17 protein-coding genes are annotated in these 19,367 nt (G+C 67.4%); 11 read left to right on the top strand and 6 right to left on the bottom strand.

The features are described 5' to 3' along the window. Window positions 1-183: 183 nt before the first annotated feature. On the bottom strand, window positions 184-369 hold the full coding sequence (locus tag NBW77_RS17335) for a hypothetical protein (RefSeq protein WP_250280016.1): 186 nt from the start codon (window positions 367-369) through the stop codon (window positions 184-186). Window positions 370-486: 117 nt separating this feature from the next. On the opposite strand from NBW77_RS17335, the gene NBW77_RS17330 reads away from it, so the two are divergent. Continuing rightward, window positions 487-2,556 (top strand): O-antigen ligase family protein, encoded by a 2,070-nt coding sequence (locus tag NBW77_RS17330; protein WP_131745318.1) that lies wholly within the window; start codon window positions 487-489, stop codon window positions 2,554-2,556. 3 nt (window positions 2,557-2,559) lie between these two features. Beyond that, entirely contained in the window at window positions 2,560-3,762 is a 1,203-nt protein-coding gene (locus tag NBW77_RS17325; RefSeq protein ID WP_131745319.1) for an amidohydrolase family protein, read from the top strand. Here NBW77_RS17325 and NBW77_RS17320 read toward each other — a convergent pair. Further along, the gene (locus NBW77_RS17320; RefSeq protein WP_250280015.1) at window positions 3,719-4,951 is read right to left on the bottom strand and encodes a glycosyltransferase family 4 protein; all 1,233 of its coding nucleotides are present in this window, start codon (window positions 4,949-4,951) and stop codon (window positions 3,719-3,721) included. The genes NBW77_RS17325 and NBW77_RS17320 overlap by 44 nt on opposite strands. Before the next feature lie 315 nt (window positions 4,952-5,266). Here NBW77_RS17320 and NBW77_RS17315 point away from each other — a divergent pair, with 315 nt between their 5' ends. The 5 genes from NBW77_RS17315 (at window position 5,267) to NBW77_RS17295 (ending at window position 9,933) form a co-directional block, all read left to right on the top strand. Continuing rightward, window positions 5,267-6,106 carry a 2OG-Fe(II) oxygenase gene (locus NBW77_RS17315; RefSeq protein WP_250280014.1) on the top strand — a complete coding sequence of 280 codons (840 nt, stop codon included), beginning with the start codon at window positions 5,267-5,269 and terminating at the stop codon, window positions 6,104-6,106. Between the two features lie 37 nt (window positions 6,107-6,143). Beyond that, entirely contained in the window at window positions 6,144-7,010 is an 867-nt protein-coding gene (locus NBW77_RS17310) for a glycosyltransferase (protein ID WP_131745321.1), read from the top strand. Further along, entirely contained in the window at window positions 7,007-7,564 is a 558-nt protein-coding gene (locus tag NBW77_RS17305; protein ID WP_242605562.1) for an acyltransferase, read from the top strand. The genes NBW77_RS17310 and NBW77_RS17305 overlap by 4 nt, the downstream gene beginning before the upstream one ends. After that, the gene (locus tag NBW77_RS17300; protein WP_131745322.1) at window positions 7,564-8,535 is read left to right on the top strand and encodes a glycosyltransferase family 2 protein; all 972 of its coding nucleotides are present in this window, start codon (window positions 7,564-7,566) and stop codon (window positions 8,533-8,535) included. Before NBW77_RS17305 ends, NBW77_RS17300 begins: the two co-directional genes overlap by 1 nt. A gap of 87 nt (window positions 8,536-8,622) precedes the next feature. Next, window positions 8,623-9,933, top strand: coding sequence for a glycosyltransferase family 4 protein (locus tag NBW77_RS17295; RefSeq protein WP_131745323.1), 1,311 nt, complete (start codon window positions 8,623-8,625; stop codon window positions 9,931-9,933). Between the two features lie 139 nt (window positions 9,934-10,072). Here the strand turns inward: NBW77_RS17295 and NBW77_RS17290 are convergent, their stop codons facing one another. Beyond that, a complete protein-coding gene (locus NBW77_RS17290) occupies window positions 10,073-10,864 on the bottom strand; it encodes a hypothetical protein (RefSeq protein WP_131745324.1) in 792 nt (263 codons plus the stop codon). 683 nt (window positions 10,865-11,547) lie between these two features. Here NBW77_RS17290 and NBW77_RS17285 point away from each other — a divergent pair. Together NBW77_RS17285 and NBW77_RS17280 are read left to right on the top strand one after the other, a co-directional pair. Then, a complete protein-coding gene (locus NBW77_RS17285) occupies window positions 11,548-12,954 on the top strand; it encodes an MFS transporter (RefSeq protein WP_250280013.1) in 1,407 nt (468 codons plus the stop codon). 85 nt (window positions 12,955-13,039) lie between these two features. After that, complete coding sequence (locus NBW77_RS17280; RefSeq protein WP_175324637.1) at window positions 13,040-14,050, top strand: hypothetical protein; 1,011 nt, start codon at window positions 13,040-13,042, stop codon at window positions 14,048-14,050. Between the two features lie 42 nt (window positions 14,051-14,092). Here the strand turns inward: NBW77_RS17280 and NBW77_RS17275 are convergent, their stop codons facing one another. Together NBW77_RS17275 and NBW77_RS17270 are read right to left on the bottom strand one after the other, a co-directional pair. Next, entirely contained in the window at window positions 14,093-14,746 is a 654-nt protein-coding gene (locus NBW77_RS17275) for a PIG-L deacetylase family protein (RefSeq protein WP_131745325.1), read from the bottom strand. A gap of 168 nt (window positions 14,747-14,914) precedes the next feature. Beyond that, entirely contained in the window at window positions 14,915-15,922 is a 1,008-nt protein-coding gene (locus tag NBW77_RS17270) for a glycosyltransferase (RefSeq protein ID WP_250280012.1), read from the bottom strand. 287 nt (window positions 15,923-16,209) lie between these two features. Between NBW77_RS17270 and NBW77_RS17265 the strand changes: the two genes are divergently transcribed. Beyond that, on the top strand, window positions 16,210-17,415 hold the full coding sequence (locus NBW77_RS17265; RefSeq protein WP_131745391.1) for a glycosyltransferase: 1,206 nt from the start codon (window positions 16,210-16,212) through the stop codon (window positions 17,413-17,415). A 63-nt stretch (window positions 17,416-17,478) separates the two neighbouring features. On the opposite strand, the gene NBW77_RS17260 is transcribed toward NBW77_RS17265, so the two are convergent. Further along, window positions 17,479-18,405: a glycosyltransferase family protein gene (locus tag NBW77_RS17260; RefSeq protein WP_131745326.1), complete on the bottom strand. Its 927-nt coding sequence runs from the start codon at window positions 18,403-18,405 to the stop codon at window positions 17,479-17,481. 345 nt (window positions 18,406-18,750) lie between these two features. On the opposite strand from NBW77_RS17260, the gene NBW77_RS17255 reads away from it, so the two are divergent. Further along, window positions 18,751-19,367: SDR family oxidoreductase (locus NBW77_RS17255; protein WP_250280011.1), on the top strand; the 617-nt coding region annotated here is incomplete at its 3' end.

The raw sequence follows: 19,367 nt of genomic DNA, 5'->3' as shown, positions 1-19,367 counted from the left end.
GCCGGCCAGTGGGTCGCACGGCGATATCGCAGTCCCGTCGCCGTCCCGGTCGTCCTCGCCGTCCGGGTCCTCGTTCCCGCGGGCGGATGCGCAAGCACCTCGCTACGCCGAGCAGCCGACGATCAGAACTTCAGTCAGCCGTCCATTCCGGTCGGACTCGCAGACCGAGACGGTGGCCGGGGTTCACGCCGCGCCCGCGGAGTCTCCCGTGCCGGCCGTGTCTCCCGTGTCGCGAGGGTCGGGGGCGGCGCGTACCTCGGCGTCCTCGACGTCCTCGAAGAGGCCGGCCGCCGAGTCACCGGTGCGTCCGGGCGCCGCAAGCCCCGCGACAAGAAGCGCGGAAGATCGGTCCGGTCGGCCGGCGGACACAACATCCCCCGCAGCCGACGAGACGCACACAAACGGTTCCCCGGGTCAGGACGCGGACTGGAACGGCCTGGTCGAACTGGAAACCGGTGAGTTCAGCCGTCGGATACTCCCGAAGCGATGACCTCCTCCGTCGAGAGGACGATCGGCGGCACGGGGATCTTCTTCACGCCGCGCCGGGTCCCGGCGTCGGCACCCGCGGCGCAGGAACTGCGTCTGCAGTTGCTCCGCCGCGGGGATGCGGTGGTCGCGCTCACCGCCTTCCTCGTGTTGCTGATCATGATTCCCGCGCGGATGCGCATCGCGCCGCTCGGCGCGGCCGGTAACCCGGCGCTGCTGCTCGGGATGGCGCTGTTCATCTGGTATGTCGCGGTCCGGCTGGTGCCCTGGCAGCGTCCGCCGCTGGCGGGGCAGGGCAGTCGGATTCTGCTCGCCCTGTTCGGGCTGTCGGTGCTCATCAGTTATGTGGCCGGGATGACCCGGCCCATCTCCGGTGAGGAGATCCGTTCGGCTGACCGCGGCATTTTGGTCATCATGGCGGCCCTCGGCGTGGCCTTCACGGTCCTTGACGGTGTCCCCAGCAGGGAGCGTTTGGAGACTCTGCTGCGCCGGTTGTGCACCGCCGGGACGGTGCTGGCGGTTTTTGGACTGCTCCAGTTCTACTTCGACTTCGACATCAACACCTACATCCGGGTGCCGGGTCTCGCCGGTGGAGGCCAGAGCTTCATCTCCGGGCGTGACGGGTTGGTCCGTGTGGCTGGAACGGCGAGCCACGCGATCGAGTTCGGTGTGGTCCTTGCGCTGATCCTGCCGATAGCGCTGCACTTCGCCCTGTACGCCCCGGAGGGGCGCCGACGGCGGGCGTGGTTCAAGGTAGTGGTGATCGGTCTGACCATGCCGATGTCGGTTTCGCGATCCGCCATCCTGGGCATCGGCGTCGCTTTGATCGTTCTGCTCCCGTCGTGGCCTGCACGTCGGCGCCGGCTGGCTTTGCTGCTCTCGCCGTTCTGCCTGGCCGCGGTGCAGGTAGCCAGCCCCGGGACACTACGGACAATCTTCGAGCTGTTCATCCACATCGGTAATGACGACAGCGCCGCCGGCCGGACGGCCGACTACACCGTTGCCGGTGACTACATCAGGGACTCCTTCTGGTTCGGCCGCGGCTTTTCGACCTTTCTGCCGGATAAGTACCGCATTCTGGACAACGCCTATCTCGGACACTGGATCGAGACCGGCATCATCGGGCTGAGCATTCTGCTGCTGTTGTTCGTGGGCTCCTTCCTCACCGCTCGCCGCGTGCGGCGCGGCAGTCAGGAACCCGAACTGCGCAACCTGGCCCAGACCCTGGCGGCATCCATCCTCGCGGCCTGTGTGACCTTTGTGACGTTCGATGCGCTGGGCTACGCGATGGTGCTCATGACGGTCTTCATCCTGATCGGGAGCGTGGGCGCGCTGGTCCGGTTCGAGGCCCTACGGCATGCGGAGGAGGGGTCCGCCCCGGCCGGCCGGGCGGATCTGCCCTGGTCCGTTCTCGATCTGCCGCATCCGGGAGTCTGGAACCTGCCGGCCCTGTGCCTGCGGCGGTGGTACGCGTTCGTCGCAGTCGTCCTGCTCGTGGCTGTCGGTGTGCTCCACGTCCGTTCCGTCAAGGGGACGTACGAGGCGACCGCGGCGCTCGCCGTCATGGCTCAGGGCGCCAGTGCCCCCAACCCGTACCGGGCCTTTCATCTGAGCAACCAGACAATCGTGACGGTGGTCGCGGACCGGGTCAACGGCCGGGGCATGGTTGTGGACCTGAGTAAACGAGGGCCGGGCGCCGAGTATCTGGTCGCGGCCGAATCCACCGGCACGCCCGAGAACCCGGGAACGCCGGCCGCACCGACAGTGCTGGTCACGGTCTGGAGCAGTGATCCCGAAGTCGCGGTCGCCAAGATGCGCGACCTTGTCAAACAGGTCGGTGTGGTCCTTAAGTCCGTTCAGGAGACCGCCGCGCCATCCTCGGACACCCGTCTCGCCGCTGTGCCGGCTCTCATGCCTGGCCGCGCGACCCTGGTGACGGGCAGTGGCAAACGTGCGCTCGGCATGGTCCTTCTGCTCGGCATGCTCGGGTTGATGTTCACCCTTCCGTTGACCGAGCGGGTCTTCACGCGTGCCCAGCGGTGGCGTGCGGTGCGCCCTAACCGGAGGTAGATCATGAAACCACAACGGGTGATCAAGAAGGCTGGCCTCGCCGTCCTGCGGTCGCGTATCGCAGACCCGCCGCTGTCCCGGTGGGATCCCCAGCCGACCCTGCGGGTACCGGCCTCCGATGTTCGACAGGCCGCGTACCCCGCCGTGGATGCGCACAACCACCTGGGCCGCTGGCTCCGCTCGGACGATTCCTGGATGGTCGACGACGTCGGTGCGCTGCTGGCGATGATGGATGAGCTGAATCTCGCGACAATCATCAATCTGGATGGCCGATGGGGTGGTGAGCTGGAGGCCAACCTTGATCGTTATGATCGGCCTCATCCGGGCCGGTTCGTCACCTACTGTCATCTGGACTGGACGCTGTTGCGGGGGCGACGTCCGAGCGATGCGCTGGTCGCTCAGCTGCACGCCTCGGCCGCGGTGGGCGCGCGTGGACTCAAGGTGTGGAAGGACCTCGGTATGCGGGTCCGCGACGGGCGCGGTCGGTTGGTACTGCCCGATGACCCGAGGCTTGCGGATGTGTTCGAGGCAGCGGGTGAGCTGGGTCTTCCGGTCCTCATCCACGTCGGCGACCCGGTGGCGTTCTTCCGCCGCCCCGACCGCCACAACGAACGTCTCGACGAGCTGCGCCGCCATCCGACCGCGGCCCGCAGGGTCGGAGTCAACTCCGCGCCAGGCCGGCGCGGGCCCGGCCTGCCGCGTCTGCTGGGTGCGTTGGAGGCGGTCGTGGCAGCTCATCCGGCTACGACATTCGTGGGAGCCCACGTCGGCTGCCTGGCCGAGGATCTGGGCGAGGTCACCCGGATGCTGGATGCGTATCCGAACCTCTGCATCGACGTCTCGGCCCGCGCGGCCGAACTCGGACGCCAGCCGCGGGTGGCCCGCCGGTTCATCGAGCGGTTCGCCGACCGGGTGTTGTTCGGAACGGACTCGTTCCCGCCGGCCGCGGACGGCTACCGCGCCTACTTCCGGTTGTTGGAGACCGACGACGACCACTTCGCGTACTCGACGTCGGTCCCCCCGCCGCAGGGTCGTTGGGCCGCCTATGGTCTGGACCTTTCCGCTGACGTGTTGCGCCGGGTCTACGCGGGCAACGCGGCACGCCTGCTGCCCGGGGTCCCGCCGTCTGCGACCACACCGTCTGCGACCCTGCCGCTGACCGTCACACCGCCGGCACGGCACCAAGGGGAAGCTGGGGACGGGTGACCTCGCGGTAGATCTCGGCGAGGCGGTTACCCGCACTGTCCCAGGTGTGGTCCCCTCGGGCGTCCAGGCAGCCCTGCCGCAGCTTCGCGAGGGTGGCCGGGTCATTGACCAGCAGCTTGATGTGGTCGACCAGCTGTGCGGTGTCGGTCGCCTGGTGGACGAGACCGTCGACCAGATGGCGGGTCGGGGCTCCGCAGGCATCGGAGATCACGGGGACGCACCCGCACGCGGCCGCCTCCAGCGTCACCAGCGCGCTGCCTTCGGTGACGCTGGGAAGTACGAGTGCGTCCGCGCTCCGGAAGAGCGCGCCGAGGTCGTCAACGAATCCGAGTTCCCGCACGCCGCGTTGGTGGAGCAGCTCACCCAGGCTCGCCCGGTACTCGGGCATGATCACTCCACAGATCAGCAGTTCGCCCGGAGTGCCGGCATCCCGCCAGGCGCGCAGCGCGTAGTGCAGTCCTTTGTTCGGTTCCCCGCGTCCGGCGAAGACCATGGTGAACGGGCGTGCGGGTGCGGGCGGTATGTCGGTGGGGAAGAAGTGGGCCGGGTCGTAGCCGTAGGCGTGCCGTATCAGTCGGTCGGCGCTCACACCGTGCTCGGTGAAGGTGCGGACGACGTAGTCGGACGGGCAGAGCAGCCGGCCTGCCATGGCGTACTCGTCGTCCTCACGGCGGAGGTGGCCGGCGGTGCCTCGATGGGCGTGCCCGCGGGGCAGTTCGATCCCGCAGGCGGCAGCCTCCTGTTCGGCCACGGCGCAGGCGGACCTGCTGTGTGGGCTGCAGACCTCGCGGAGCCCGGGGATGCCGATGCGCCGCGCCGTGTCCAGCGTGCGGATGCACCCGCGGGGCCAGGCATGGACGGCGTCGTAGGCATACGGGTGGGTGGCGAGTTCCCGGGCGGTGCGCCAGTCGTGGTAGCCGTAGGCGCGGCGGACGCCGATGGCCCGGTGGGGGACTCTCCTGTCTGCGGTGACCATCGTCTCGACAACCCGGGCGGCACCGGTCAGGTCGGCGGCCAGGCTGGTGCAGTGGACCGTTACCGCGAATCCGGCGTCGATCAGGCTTCTGACCTGGTGAAAAGCTGTGGTGGAGATCCCGGGTCGACCCAGGGTGTGCGGGAAGGAGTAAAGGATGCGGAGCGGTCGCTCTCCGGCTCCAGATTTCTTGTCCGTTGTGCTTTTGGTGTTCATCGCTTGATGATTTCCCTTTACTAAGCGTCATTGCTGCCGGATGCGGCGACGTCCGGCCCGCTCCGGGGAGCATCCCTCCTCCACCTGGTGATGCCTCCACCCGGACCGGATCCGACGGATCGGCCTCGCCGATCCGTCGAGGAACCCCGGCTTCCTTGCCGAACGCCCCACCCTCGGGCGCTCTTACCTGGATGGTCTACAGTATGCGTGTTGGAACAGGTAAGTCGCCGTATGGGTGTATCGCTGTACGGGGCGTAGTGGAAGTAAGTAGTCCCGACGGTGTTGTCGGGGCCGCCCGGGGCGTTGGGGGTTGTTTTGCCGCAGACAGCGTTGGACTACTATTTTGACCGGGAGAGCCTTCAGCCGCTGGCGGAGAAGTACCGCGTCTCCTTCGGGACGGCACTGCCGTTCCGGCACGTGGTCATCGACGACTTCCTGCCGACCGATGTTCTACGGGATGTCGTCAACGCCTTCCCCAAGCCGGGGGACTCCGACTGGCAGCGTTTCGACGCCGGTCAGGAGGTCAAGCTTGCGCTGGCGGACGAGACCCTTATGCCGACGCCGTTGCGTCACATTCTGCAACAGTTCAACTCTTCGCCCTTCATCGATTTTCTTGAGGATCTGACCACGATAGCCGGTCTGCTGCCGGATCCGCACCTCGTCGGTGGCGGTCTGCATCAGATCGTGCGCGGCGGCTTTCTGAAAGTTCACGCAGACTTCAACCGACACCGTCGGCTCGGTGTGGACCGGCGACTGAACGTCCTGCTTTACCTCAACGAGGACTGGGATGAGTCGTGGGGTGGCCACCTGGAATTGTGGGACCGCGACATGACAAGGGTCGTCCACCGTGTCGCGCCGCTGTTCAACAGGTTTGTGGTCTTCGCGACCACCGATTACTCCTACCACGGTCACCCCGATCCGCTGCGCTCGCCCGAAGGTGTTACCCGGCGGTCACTGGCCTGGTATTACTACACCAACGGCCGCCCGGCCGACGAGGTTTCACCCGACCACACCACATTGTTTCGGGCGAGGCCCGGTGAGGCGTTTCGGCCGACCGGTCTCGCCCGTGCCCAGGACATTGCTCGTCGGTCGACCCCGCCGATCCTTGTCGACGCGGCCCGGACGCTGCGTGCCCGCCGCCAGGCGGGGCGCTGAGCGTCCGGGCCGACGGATCTCACAGGTAGGTGGTGGCATGACTGTTCTCGCCAGCGTCGTTGTTCCCGCCCACAACGAGGAGGCCGTGATCGGCCGATGCCTCACCCGGCTTGCTGACGGCGTGCATCCCGGTGACCTCGATATCGTCGTCGTCTGCAACGGCTGTACCGACCGCACCGCGGAACTCGCCCGTGCGGCCGGCGCGCGGGTGGTGGAGACGCCCACGCCGGGCAAGGCCGGGGCGCTCAACCTCGGCGATGACACCGCGACCGGTTTCCCGCGCTTCTACGTGGACGCCGACATCGAGGTCCGCGGTGCTGATCTTCTACGGGTCGCCGAGGTGCTGCGGGAGGGCAAGGTGCTCGCGGCCGCACCACGGATCCGGCTTGACACCGCCGGCGTGAGTCGGATCGTCCGGGACTACTACCGGATCTGGCTGGAGCTGCCCTACGCTCGCGACCATCACATCGGCTCGGGTGTGATGGGTGTCAGCGCCGCCGGTCGTGCCCGTTTCGACCGTTTCCCGGATGCCATTGCCGACGATTTCTTCCTTTACCACCGTTTCACCTCGGACGAGCGCAGGACCGTAAGCGACGTCGAGTTCGTCGTGCATCCCGCGCGAACCACCCGCGATCTGGTGTTACGTAAGATCCGGGTTTACGCGGGCAACATCCAGATGCGGCAGCTGGCCTTGGCCCCGGTTGCCGCGGCGCACACCCGAACCGGTCGACTTCCCGACTGGCTGGCCGTGGTACGGGCCTCCCCGGCGCTGGCCACCGCCGTTCCGGCATATGTGGCCGTCTCCGGGGCGGCGCAGCTGTTGGCCCGACGCAAGGTACGGCGCGGACAGCTGGGTACCTGGGAGCGGGATGCCAGCAGTCGGGTGACCGGAGCAGCCGCGTGAGCGGGCCCGCCGGTGGGAATGACGCCGCCGCGCGGCGGATCAACGCCCTGAAATCCGTCCTCGATCCGCGTCCCTATGCGCACATGTTCCGCATCCTGCATTTCTATGCTTATTCCCACACCCGGCAGAAGGTGCGGCTCACGCTCGGGAGCGGGGTGCGGCTGGCACCGAACGTGTCCATCCGTAACGGTGAACGAATCAGTATCGCCGACCACGCCCACATCGGTGAGCGAAGCTATCTGTGGGCCGGTAACGAGGCCGGGCGTATCGACATCGGCGAGTACGCGCTGTTCGGCCCCGAGGTCTTCGTCACGGCGTCCGACTACCAGATCGCCCCGGATGTCCCGGTGATGCACCAACCCAAACGTGAACGCGATGTCCGTATCGGCCGGGACGTCTGGCTCGGTGCCCGGGTCGTCGTGACCGCCGGAGTGGAGATCGGTGACGGCTGCATTGTCGGTGCGGGTTCGGTGGTGACCCGGTCGCTGCCACCCGGTTCGATCGCGGTCGGAGCGCCGGCCCGGGTTGTCGGTAAGCGAAGCGAGCACGGGTGATGGGCGTCGACGTCTCGGTACTGATCGTCTCCTACAACACCGCGGATCTCACCGTCCGCTGTCTGGAATCGTTGCACGAACAGACCCGGGGCACCTCGTACGAGGTGATTGTCGTCGACAACGCCTCGACGGATTCCTCGGCGACGCGGATCCGTGCCGCGTTCGGGGACATCGAGGTGGTCGAGTCCGCGACGAACCTTGGTTTCGGCCGCGCCGTGAACCTCGCGGCGGAGCGCGCCAAGGGTGAGTACCTGCTGCTGCTGAACCCGGACACCGTCGTGCTGGATGACGCGCTCGGGGCGTTGCTCGCGTTTGCGCGCGCGCACCCCGGCCACGGGATCTACGGCGGCCGAACAGTGCGGCCGGACGGCGCACTCGACCCGAGTTCGTGCTGGGGAGTGCCGACCCTGTGGAGCCTGGCCTGTTTCGGCCTGGGTCTGAGCACCTGGCGAAAGGGTTCGGCGCTGTTCGACCCGGAGTCGCTGGGCGGATGGCCTCGTGACAGCGTGCGCGAGGTCGGTGTGGTCACAGGTTGCCTGCTGCTGGTTCCCCGGCAGGTCTTCGCCGCACTGGGTGGCTTCGACTCCCGTTACTTCATGTACGGAGAGGACGCGGATCTCAGCGTGCGGGCGCGCCGGGCTGGCTGGCGTCCGGTCATCACCCCGGACGCGACGGTCATCCACCACGTGGGTGCTTCCTCGGCCCGTCGATCCGACAAGATGATTATGGTTATGCGGGCGAAGACAACCTTCGTGCGCGACCACTTTCGGCCAGGGACTTCCCAGACGGCCGCACTTGGCCTGCTGACTCTCGGCGTGGCCGTGCGGGCAGGGCTGGCGGTCCTCGCCGGCCGCCTGGGACGAACCTCGCCGACCGCCGACGCCTGGGTGGGTGTCTGGAAGGCCCGCGGTGAGTGGCAACCGGGATATCCGTCGGTGTCCGCCAACGGGGAACGGATGGCTGCGGCCTGACCACGGACCGGATCGGTACCAGGAGATGCATGACGTGAGGCGTGGCCGCGGGCGAATGCCCCAGGGGAAGCTGGGAGAACCACTCAGGTGAACAAACGTGTCCTGATCATTGTGCAGAACCTGCCCGTACCGTTGGACCGGCGGGTCTGGCTGGAATGCCAGGAGCTCGTCAGGAGCGGCTACACCGTATCGGTGATCTGCCCTAAGGGGCCGCAGGATCCCGTTTACCAGGAACTTGACGGTGTCCACCTCTACAAATACGACGCTCCGACGACACAGCCCGGCGTCCGGGGTTATCTGACCGAATTCGTGGTGTGCTGGCTGAAGACCGCGAGGCTGTCCGTCCGGGTGCGTCGTGAAGTCGGTTTCGACGTCATCCAGGCATGCAATCCACCGGACACCTACGCGTTGCTCGCCGCCCCCTACAAGATTGCTGGGACGAAGTTCGTCTACGACCAGCACGACCTGTGCCCCGAGGTCTACCGGTCCCGCTTCGACCGGCCGTCCCCGATTCTGCTGCGTGGCCTCTACCTGCTCGAGGGCATCACCTACCGGCTTGCCGACCACGTGATTTCCACCAATGAGTCCTACCGGCTGGTGGCGATCGGGCGGGGACGCCACGACCGTAGCGACACAACCGTGGTACGCAGCGGCCCGGACACCGACCGGATGTGCCCGGGTGCGGACGTCCCGGAACTACGTCGAGGCCGCAGCCATCTCATTGTCTATCTCGGTGTTATGGGGCCGCAGGACGGTGTTGATCTCGTCCTGCGCGCGCTCGACATCCTTGTCCACAAGGACGGCCGGGAGGATATCCAGCTCGCCCTGTTGGGATTCGGCGACTGTCTTGAGGAGCTGCGCGCGCTGTCCACCGAACTCGGTCTGGACGACTACGTCACCTTCACCGGCAGGGCGGACGGCGCCACCATCGAGAAGTACCTGCGGACCGCCGCGGTCGGGCTTGGTCCGGACCCCGCGAACCCGCTGAACGAGGTCTCCACCATGAACAAGACCATGGAGTACATGGCCTACGGGGTACCGGTGGTCACCTTCGACCTCATCGAGACCAGGGTTTCCGCTGGTGACGCTGCCTGCTATGTAACGCCAGGTGACGTCGAGGCGTTCGCGCGTGCGGTCACCGATCTCCTGGAGGACCCGGAGCGCCGCGAGTTGCTGAGCAAGAGGGGCCGTGAGCGGGCCGTCGAAGTGCTGGACTGGCGCCTGCAGGCACCCGGCTATGTCGCTGTGTACGACCGGCTCACGAGCGCGGGCCGGCGGTTGCCCATGGCGAAGTCGTCTATGGCGAAGCGGGCGCGGACCGCGGCATCGGTCGGTGCGGCGCTGCTGGCCGCGGCCTCGGTCGCTGCCTCGTTGAGCGCCAGGCGGGGCCGAGGGTAGAACGCACCTGGCTGCCGATAACGACAGCGCCTGCCATATGACGTGCCACATGACGACGGCCCGGGGAGATCTCCCCGGGCCGTCGTCATGTGGCAGGTTGTTTTGTTCTGTCCGGACGGGCTTTCGTCCGGGCCCGGTCTCAGGGCGCCGGGATGGTCGCGCCGCTGTCCACGTCCACGTTCCCGTACCATGCGACACCGGCCGCATTGGCTATCCAGTTGGCGCACACACCGTAGTTTCCGTAGGTGGCGAAGTGCTTCTTGCTCAGCCGGTTGTTGATGAACCGGATGTTGTCACTTGTGTTGCCGGACGGCAGCAGGCTGGAGTAGAAAACCCATGCTCCACCCGCCAGCCAGTTGTCGTCGACGGTCACGTTGTGGTTGCCGCCGTTCTCGGTTCCGAGTTGGACGACCCCCGCCATACAGTGATCCAGAGCCATGTCGATCGTGTTGTGCCGGATCGCGATGTTGTTGGTGTTCCCGAGACCCTGCAGCCCGTCGGCGTGCTCACATTCCGAACTGACGACGAAGTCGTGGATGTAGGAGTTCTCGATGGTGTTGTTGCCGTCGGGGCCCCCGCCGTCGCGATAGCCGCGGATCTCCACCCGTTCAATCGTCCAGCCCTTACCCCGGATGGCCATTTCCGAGTGCGGGGAGGTGTCGTAGCTACCTACGAACTCCGAGTCCTGGACCACCACCGAGGCATTCGCGACATTGTCGTTCATGCTGACGTCGAAGGTGTCATCGGTCGAGATCACACTGTTCTTGATCACTACTCCGGGAGCGGAGATGGTGATGCGGCCCCCACCGGATATCCGTACGTTCTGGATGACGGTGTTGGCCTTGGTGATCTCTCGTGGGCCGGTGTAGTTGGTCAGCGTCACGCCGGCCGGCACCCCGGTGTTATCGGCGTTCGGAAATGTGTTGCTCACGGCGGGTGCCGCCAGTGTCTGAGCGCTCGGCGGGGTTGTTTTCGGAGCGCTCGGCGCGGTTGTCGCCGCGCTCACCTGGGGTGTTGGCTGCTGGGACGGTTGCGCGCTCGGGGTCGCCGTGACTGCGATGGACGCTGACGGCGAGGGTGCGGCCTTCGGTCCGTGTTCCACCGCTGGTTTGCAACTGACGAGCCCTCCAGCTGCGACTACTGCCGCTCCGGCAAGTAGAGGCACAAGCCGCCCCCCCAGGCAGCGATGTGAGCCCACTGTCGTTTTTCCTCCTTGCGCTGGTGCGCCGTTGGGATTACGGCTCTGGCCCTCCAGTCGATGACAGTAGCGCGGTCCCCTGTGACCACTGAGTACGATCTTGTTATTTCTTCAACTACTGTCGGAGTGTTGGACTAGTTGTGTTTCTGGAGGGTTTTAATCGATCACTGGGTGCGCCTACAGTGGTATCGGTTGAGAAAATGCTACCGTTTGCCTGCTCGCAATTGCGCTCGGTGTCCCGGCCGGGTGTGTGGTGGCATGGCACAGTCAAGGAGACTCCCGTTGTCGCGCATTCTGATCGGTAGTCACTTTCTGTTCTCGAGTCACGATCATCGGCGCGGCCAGCCGATTCGATCCTCAATACCACGATGAAGATCTATATGGGGTACCCTAGCCTGTTTTGGTGAGGGAAGTCCATGTACGCCACACTGCGTGATCGTCCACCCGATCCCGCGGGATCGGGCGCGCGACGGACTCCGGGCGCGGCCGGGACGACGTCGGGGCGCCGTGAGTCAGGCGGAGCCGCTCACCGCCTGCGTCGGGCCGTCGGCGCAGGCGTGTTGCTCCTGGGCCTGACCAGTCTGCTCACCGACCTGTCGACAGAGATGGTCACCGCGGTCCTGCCGCTCTACCTGGTGGGCACGCTGGGCTTCACTCCATTCCAGTACGGCCTGGTCAACGGTCTGCACCAGGGGCTGAGCGCTCTCGTGCGGCTGGTGAGCGGGCTTGCATCCGACCGTTGGCGGCGGCACCGTGACGTCGCGGCCTCCGGGTATGCCCTGTCGGCCGTGGCGAAGATCGTTCTGGTGGTCGGGGCCGCGTCGCCGGCGGTGGTTTCCGGGTCGTTGGTCACCGACCGCATCGGTAAGGGCATCCGGACCGCTCCGCGGGACGCACTGCTTTCCCTCGCCACCGCATCCCGTGACCTTGGGCTTGTCTTCGGGGTTCACCGTGCGCTGGACACGGTCGGCGCGATGCTCGGGCCGTTCGTCGCCTTCGCGCTGCTGGCCGCGTCGCCTGAGTCCTATGACCTGGTTTTCGTCGTGAGCGCCTGCGTCGCGTTGACCGGCGTCGCGGTGATCGTCCTGTTGGTGGAGCGTGACCCGCCGGCTGGCGCGAGTGACCCGGTCGACGGCGAGCGCGCTCCGACCGGGCAGCGGCCCCACGCCGTGCGGGCGGCGGCTGCCCTGCTGGCCGGGCGTCGTTACCGCGCGCTCGTCATCGCGGCGGTTGCCCTGTCCCTGTGCGCGGTCGGCGACGGGTTCGTCTACCTTCGTCTCCAGCAGCAGGTGGACGTTGCGGCCTACTACTTCCCGCTGCTGGCCGCGGGGACCTCGTGGGTGTACCTCGTCCTGGCCGTTCCCCTCGGACAGCTCGCCGACCGCGTGGGTCGGATGCGGATACTGGTCGTGGGTCATGCCGCGCTGATCGCCGTATATCTGCTGTTGCTCGTACCGCGGCCCGGCGTCCCGGTGCTGCTCGGGTGCCTGGGACTGCTCGGGATGTTCTACGCCGCGACCGACAGTGTCATGGCCGCGGCCGTGAGCGCGCTGCTGCCGAGGGAGTCGCGCACCAGCGGGATCGCGATGTTACAGAGCTGTGTGGCACTCGGGCAGCTGGTGGCGTCCGCCGGCTTCGGCGCCGTCTGGACGACCCATGGCGCGCGGTCGGCGCTGTGGCTTGCCTGCGGTGTCGGTGCCGGAGCGTGCCTTCTGACGGTGACGGTGGTGAGCCGAGCCGGGACGTTGACACCGGCGGTCGACTCGGAACCGGTCGACTCGGAACCGGTCGACTCGGAACGAAACGCGGACAGGAATGGTTGATTCGATCATGCGGTGCCCGCAACCGGGCCAGGCCGGCGGGCCGCGAACACCTGTTGGACCGGCGGCGCGGTCCCGCCGGTGGCGGGTGATTCTGTTCGTGGCGGTCCTGATCGCCTCGGTGGGCCTGGCCGGTGGGTACGGGCTGCATGTGGCCCGTCGCGACGCGGCCGATCCACGCCGGTCCGCGGCGCTCGCCGCCGGTGGGGGTCCCAGGCCGCAATCCCTGGTCGGCGGGCAGCGGATCGTCTTCCGAAGCACAGCTCAGGACTCCTCGTACGGCCTGGTGTCGATGGTCCCCCTGAACGATCCCGCCGGTCCGCGGGCGGTCACCTCGCTGTCGTGCGAGCGGGTGGACGTCGTAGGCGAGTCGGGGATCTGCCTGGGTGCCGATCGCGGCGTCGTGACCACCTACAAGGCCTACCTGTTCGGTTCGGACCTGCGGCCGACGCGCGGTTTCCGGCTCGCCGGTCCACCGAGCCGGGCACGGCTGTCACCGGACGGCCACCTGGCCGCGGTGACCGTGTTCGTTTCCGGACATTCCTATGCAGGTCCGGCGTTTTCGACCACCACCACCCTCTATGACGTCCGTGAACGCGGTGAGCTGGGCAGCCTGGAGCAGTTCGCGATCTTCCGGGACGGTCGGCGGATCAACCCACCGGACCAGAACTTCTGGGGTGTGACCTTCGGCATGGACGATGACACGTTCTATGCGACGCTCGCGACCGGAGGCACCACCTACCTGGTACGTGGCAGCCTGCGGGCGAAGGAGGTGCATACCCTCACGACCAACGTGGAGTGCCCGTCGCTGTCACCGGATGAGACACGGCTGGCCTTCAAGGAAAGGGTTGCCACGGACGACCCGGTGCGATGGCGGGCGAGCGTGCTGGATCTGAGGACCATGCGACGCACGGCACTGGCGGACACCCGTAGCGTCGACGACCAGATCGCCTGGTTCGACAACGACACGGTCACCTATGGGCTGCCCCGGGATGCCGACGCCGACTCGATCACCGACACCTGGGCCGAGCCGGCGGACGGATCAGGCAAGCCGCACATCCTTGTCCCGCAGGCCTGGTCGACCGTTGTCGTCCGCTGACGACCGGGCGTGTGGCACCGGGCGTGTGGCAAAAGGTTCGTGTCACCAGGAGAGGACGACCTTGCGGGCCTCGAACGCCTCGGCGTAGCGGACGCCGCACTCCACCCCGCGCAGCCGCAGCACCGCCCGGAAGGTCTCCTCGTCGAACCAGGGCTTGTCCTTCTGGCTGGGGAAGTGCTGGGTGATGTGCGCAAGCTTCGCCGCCACGGTCTCCTCCGACAGCGGTATGTACAGCGATGGGCGCATCAGGTCACCGTCCCACTTGGGGATTTCGTACCCGAGGATCATTGCGCCACGGAACGCCTGCCAGGCGAGCTCCCCGAGGGTCCGATGATCCTGATGTGCGTCGGACAGCGCCGGCGCGAAGACGACGTCCGGGGTGACCTGGCGGGCAACCTGGAGAAGTATCTCCTTCACCCCACCCCACTCCCGCGGGAGGAAGCCGTCGCGGACCTCGTGCAGGTGCAGCGAACCGAGTGAGCCTCCCAGCAGGTCCCGCACGCTTGCTTCGGCTTCGCTGCCACGCGCTCCGGAGCCGGCGAAGACCACCCAGTGGACCGTAGCGCTCGGATGCCGCGCCAGAAGTTGGACGATGGTGCCGCCCGCGCCGATCTCCACGTCGTCCGAGTGCGCGCCGAGAGCAAGTATTCGGTAGCCGTGGCTGTCTATCGGCGGCCCGGCGGTCATCTCCAACATCGGCGGCTATCCCTGCGCCGTGCCCGGACGAGGCAGGAGGGGCCTGCCTGTCCCGCGCCGCCCGACGAGGCGTTCAACCGTCACCTGAGCTCACCTTTCGCCCGATGGCGCCCCGCCGGCTGGTCGGCGGATGGTCGCCGAACCATGCCCCTCCCTCCAGTTACCCGTTCAGGACACCCGAACACCCGCGGTGAAAATCGACGTGCGGGCTGCCCGTCGTTCTGGTTTCGGCCAGAGCGCGGACCTGCTCCGGGTGAGGAAACGCCGGACCCCGCCAAGTGCCACGGCCTGTAGGAAGAACACCTGGGCGGCGAGCCGCGCCGGTGCCGGCGGGCTACCGCCTCGCAGCACCGAGACCAGGCTCCCCACACCGGCGGCGTTACCGGCGAGGAAGATCCGTGCGGCACGGCTGTGTCGGGCCGCGGGGATGCTCATGGCGATCAGCAGCGCATGGGCCATCGGCCCGAACGATGATCGGACGAGCCGGTGTCCCCACAGCTGGGGGGTGACCGGCAGGGCTCCGGGTACAAGCGCGTCCCGCCGGCGCCAGAGCATGTCGAGGTTGCCGGCCACCACTCTGGTGCGCCGTTCCCACTCCTCGCTGTACGTGAGGTTGGAGGTCTCCACCGAGTACGCGGACGGCTCGTAGACGACCCGCAGGCCGGCCTCGGCGATGTCTAGGGCAAGCCACGCGTCGTCCACCGCGACATCCGGCGGTAGCCTCCGGAAGGCTTCCCGGCGGAACGCGAGCATCTCACCGACCACACCGATGGTTTGGCCGGTGGTCGACTCGCACTGTTTGAGCCAGGACTCGAACCTCCAGTAGAAGCCCTGGACGCCGGCGGGGTCCTCGACCCGCTTCTCGCCCGCGACCGCGCCGACCGCCGGATCGTGGAAGTGCCGCGCGGCAGCCTGAAAAGCGCCGGGAGCGAGCGCCGCGTTCGCGTCGGAGAGGACGACGATGTCGTGCCGCGCGGCCGCGACCCCGCGGTTGACGGCTTCGCACTTGCCGAGGCGCACATCGGACGACAGGACCCGGACCCCGGGCCGTCGGGCCGCCCTGGCCGTTGCCGGGTCGTCCGCGACGACGACGATTTCCATCAGGCCTGGGTAGCCACTCCTGAGCAGATCGTCGGTCTTGTCCGCGATCACCGCGGCTTCGCGGTACGCGGACACGACAACGCTCATCGATGGCCAGGTCTGCGGATCCTCGGGCTCCTCGACGGGCCGACTGCGGCTTTTCAGGCCGATATAAAAAGGGTACAGAGCATGACCATAGGCTGCTATCGCTCCTAGTAATGTGATTGCGACGTTCCGTCCATATGCCTGTACTCCAGCCATGGCCACCACCGTAACCCGTGTTCGGGTGAGAGCTGATTGACATCATATGGAGGTAGCTGCGGTAGTTTCATAACTAGATGTAGTCAAACGTAAGGCGGGAGGCGTCAGTGAAGATCCAGAGTATGGGTCATGAGGTCGAGCGCTGGACCGTGATCGTTGAAGAGCCGTTCCTGCCCGCGGACGCCGGTGGCCGGGTGGAGACGTTCACCTTCCTGTCGGCGGCTGTCGCGGTGGGGATCCGGCCGCAGGTACTCGTCCCGACCCCCACCGAGCTCGACGTGACGGCCTACGAGGACGCTCTGCCCGGCGCCGCCGTGATCCGGCTACCCCGTAGGCCCGGCCCGATGGCGCATCTGGGACCACGGCCGTTCGCCTACGCGTCCCGCCCGGTCGGCGCTCTGCGGCGGGCACTCACGGTTACCCCGCGGCGCGCCGACGCGGTGATCAGTTACAGCTGCCGTGTCGCGCACCTGGGGGAACAGATCGCCCGAGCCTGGCGGATCCCGCACCTCGTCCGCGCGCACAACATCGACTCGGAGTACTTCCGGATCCTCACGCGGAGCACGTCCGGGCCGCGTTCGGCGGCGTGCGCGATCGAGTACCGCAAGCTGCGCCACGCCGAGGACGCCCTGCACCACTCGCCGGACGTGACCTGCATCGCGGACATCTCCGTCGAGGATCATGCCTGGCGTCGAGCGCGTTGCAGCGTGCGCACGATGCACCTGCCCCCGTTCCTGCCCGGCTCCGTCACGGGTGGAGCCGGTGCCACGGGTGGAGCCGGTACTGATGCCGCGTCCGGCGGTGTCCCCGGCCGGTTGCTGTTCGTCGGCTCGCTGGACACCCCGACCAACATCGAAGCGCTGCGCTGGTTCCTGGACACCTGCTGGTCGTCCGTGCGGGTTCGGCACCCGGATGCGTCGCTGCAGGTCGTCGGGCGTCGGGGGGACCCGGAGCTGGTGGCCTGGCTGCGCGGTCACAGCCGGGTCAGCGTCCACACCGACGTCCCGAGCGTGAGCGGGTACGTCGCGGGCGCGTCGGTCTCGCTCAACCCGATGCGGTCCGGTTCCGGTGTCAACATCAAGGTGGTCGAGGCGATGGCGGCCGGCGTTCCGGTGGTGAGCACCCAGGTCGGTGGCCGCGGCCTCGGGTGGACGCCGCGGCGAGACCTGCTCGTCGCGGACGACGCCGCCGGCTTCACCGATGCGGTCTGCCGGCTCCTGGCGGCACCGGAGCTGGCCGGTCGGATCGGCGAAGCCGGCCGTGCGTTCGTCTCTCGGGAACTCGACCCGAACGCACTCGTGGGCCGGATCAGGTCCGCGCTGGGCTGAGCCGGCTGGGCTGAGCCGGCTTCCGGGCAGGGGGCCTGCGGAGCAACGGTTTCCGGTCAGGGACTATGGCGCGGGCGGACCGCAAACCAGTCCCCTGACGTAGGAACTGTGCTCGGCCGCGGCGGCCGTGTCGCCCCGGGCCCGGGACAGCGCCGCGCGACCGGCATAGCCGGCCACGAGCATCGACTGCATCAGCCGTACCCGGGATGCCGCGTTGTGCATGCCCAGGTACTTCATCATGGATGCGCCCCGCATCTGCAGCATCCACGTTTTCGCGGCGCCCGAGCCGCCGGCGCCGTGCGGTACCAGCAGGTCGGTGCGCAGCCGTTGGCGCAGGCCCGCTTCGCGGACCTTGCGCCCCAGCGCCATGTCCTCGCTGTAGACGAAGAAGTTCTCGTCGAAGCCGCCCAGGGCCAGGAAGATCCTGCGTCGGACAGCCAGGCACGCGCCGGTGAGCCACTCGACGTCCATCGCCCGGTCGGGGGTCGGGCGGGCGAACAGTCCGACGGTCGGGGCGATCCTGTGGGCGCCGAGGACGTGCATGAGGACCCGGCGCGGCGTCGGTTCCCATCCGCCGTTGCCGAGTTCCGGACGGTTGTCGTGGCCCGCCATGGTCGCGGCGCTGAGGGCCAGTTCCGGGTCTTCGCGCACGTCGGCCACGAGCGTGTTCATGACCGCGACGGTGGGCCGGCTGTCCGGATTACCGAAGATCAGATATTCGTGGCGGGACGTTCGTACCCCCAGGTTCGCGGCCTTGGCGAACCCCTTACCGCCGCCGGAGTCGAGGTAGCGACCGTTCGGCATGTCGGAGATGAGCTCGTCGACCCTGTCCGCGCCGCCCGCGTTATCGATGATCGCAACGGGGATGTCGGAAGGGAGGACGGCGAGCATCCCCTCGAGCTGGCCCCGGCTGTGGTAGCTGACGATCACAAGCTCGAACGGCCATTCACGTCGCTCGTCCCGCGCGGTCGGTTCATCCGGGTAGGTCATCCAGGCTGGCTGTACCTTCTGCACCCGGCGAGTGTGCCACTCTACATGGAGTGTTCGTGCGATCTCTTTCGGTGAATATGTCGGTTGCGGGTGATGTGCGTCCGGTATCTTCCGAACAACCGACAGTAGTCTCCATCCGGCTTGCCGTGATACCGGTACGCGTGTGAAGGCCTGGAGCGGGTATGTCCGCACAGGACCCGTTATCTCGCGGTCGACCCGCCTGCTCCGACCGCTCGGGGCGGACGGGTAGGTACGGTCTCCTGTCAACAGGCGGTGGGTCGCGAGGCGGTGGGTCGGGCCCCGTCCGAGCTCGGCATGCAGTTTCGACAGCGGGAGGACATGCGCATGAAGGTGCTCGTCACCGGTACCGAGGGTTATCTGGGTTGCCTCGTCGCACCCGAACTCATGCGGGCCGGTCACGAGGTCGTCGGCCTGGACACCGGGTACTACAAGTACGGCTGGCTGTACCGGGGGAGCGACCGCAACCCCTATACCCTGGACAGGGACCTGCGCCGGATGACCGTGAACGACCTTTCCGGTGTGGACGCGGTCGTGCACATGGCCGAGCTGTCCAACGACCCGCTCGGCGCACTCGCGCCGGAGGTCACCTACAAGGTCAACCACGGTGGTTCCGTGCGGCTGGCCACCCTCGCCAGGCGGGCCGGTGTATCGCGGTTCATCTACATGTCGTCGTGCAGTGTCTACGGGGTCGCGGAAGGTGCCGACGTCGCCGAGGCCTCGCCGGTCAACCCGCAGACTCCGTACGCCCGGTGCAAGGCGCTCGTCGAGCGTGATGTCGCGCCCATGGCCGACGATGACTTCTCGCCGACGTTCCTGCGTAACGCCACCGCTTACGGCGCGTCACCGCGAATGCGGTTCGACATCGTTCTGAACAACCTCTGCGGACTTGCCTGGACTACCGGCGAGATTGCTATGACCAGCGACGGGACGCCCTGGCGGCC

It is taken from the genome of Frankia sp. Cppng1_Ct_nod, assembly GCF_920656135.1.
Lineage (GTDB): Bacteria > Actinomycetota > Actinomycetes > Frankiales > Frankiaceae > Protofrankia > Protofrankia meridionalis.
This window is presented reverse-complemented; position numbering and strand designations above follow the sequence as displayed.

Bases quoted from the DNA above. Each gene is read 5' to 3' on its own strand.
- NBW77_RS17260 (WP_131745326.1), bottom strand. From the start codon at position 18,405: ATGACCTACCCGGATGAACCGACCGCGCGGGACGAGCGACGTGAATGG.
- NBW77_RS17285 (WP_250280013.1), top strand. From the start codon at position 11,548: ATGTACGCCACACTGCGTGATCGTCCACCCGATCCCGCGGGATCGGGC.
- NBW77_RS17275 (WP_131745325.1), bottom strand. From the start codon at position 14,746: ATGTTGGAGATGACCGCCGGGCCGCCGATAGACAGCCACGGCTACCGA.
- NBW77_RS17320 (WP_250280015.1), bottom strand. From the start codon at position 4,951: ATGAACACCAAAAGCACAACGGACAAGAAATCTGGAGCCGGAGAGCGA.
- NBW77_RS17325 (WP_131745319.1), top strand. From the start codon at position 2,560: ATGAAACCACAACGGGTGATCAAGAAGGCTGGCCTCGCCGTCCTGCGG.
- NBW77_RS17330 (WP_131745318.1), top strand. From the start codon at position 487: ATGACCTCCTCCGTCGAGAGGACGATCGGCGGCACGGGGATCTTCTTC.
- NBW77_RS17310 (WP_131745321.1), top strand. From the start codon at position 6,144: ATGACTGTTCTCGCCAGCGTCGTTGTTCCCGCCCACAACGAGGAGGCC.
- NBW77_RS17300 (WP_131745322.1), top strand. From the start codon at position 7,564: ATGGGCGTCGACGTCTCGGTACTGATCGTCTCCTACAACACCGCGGAT.
- NBW77_RS17265 (WP_131745391.1), top strand. From the start codon at position 16,210: ATGGGTCATGAGGTCGAGCGCTGGACCGTGATCGTTGAAGAGCCGTTC.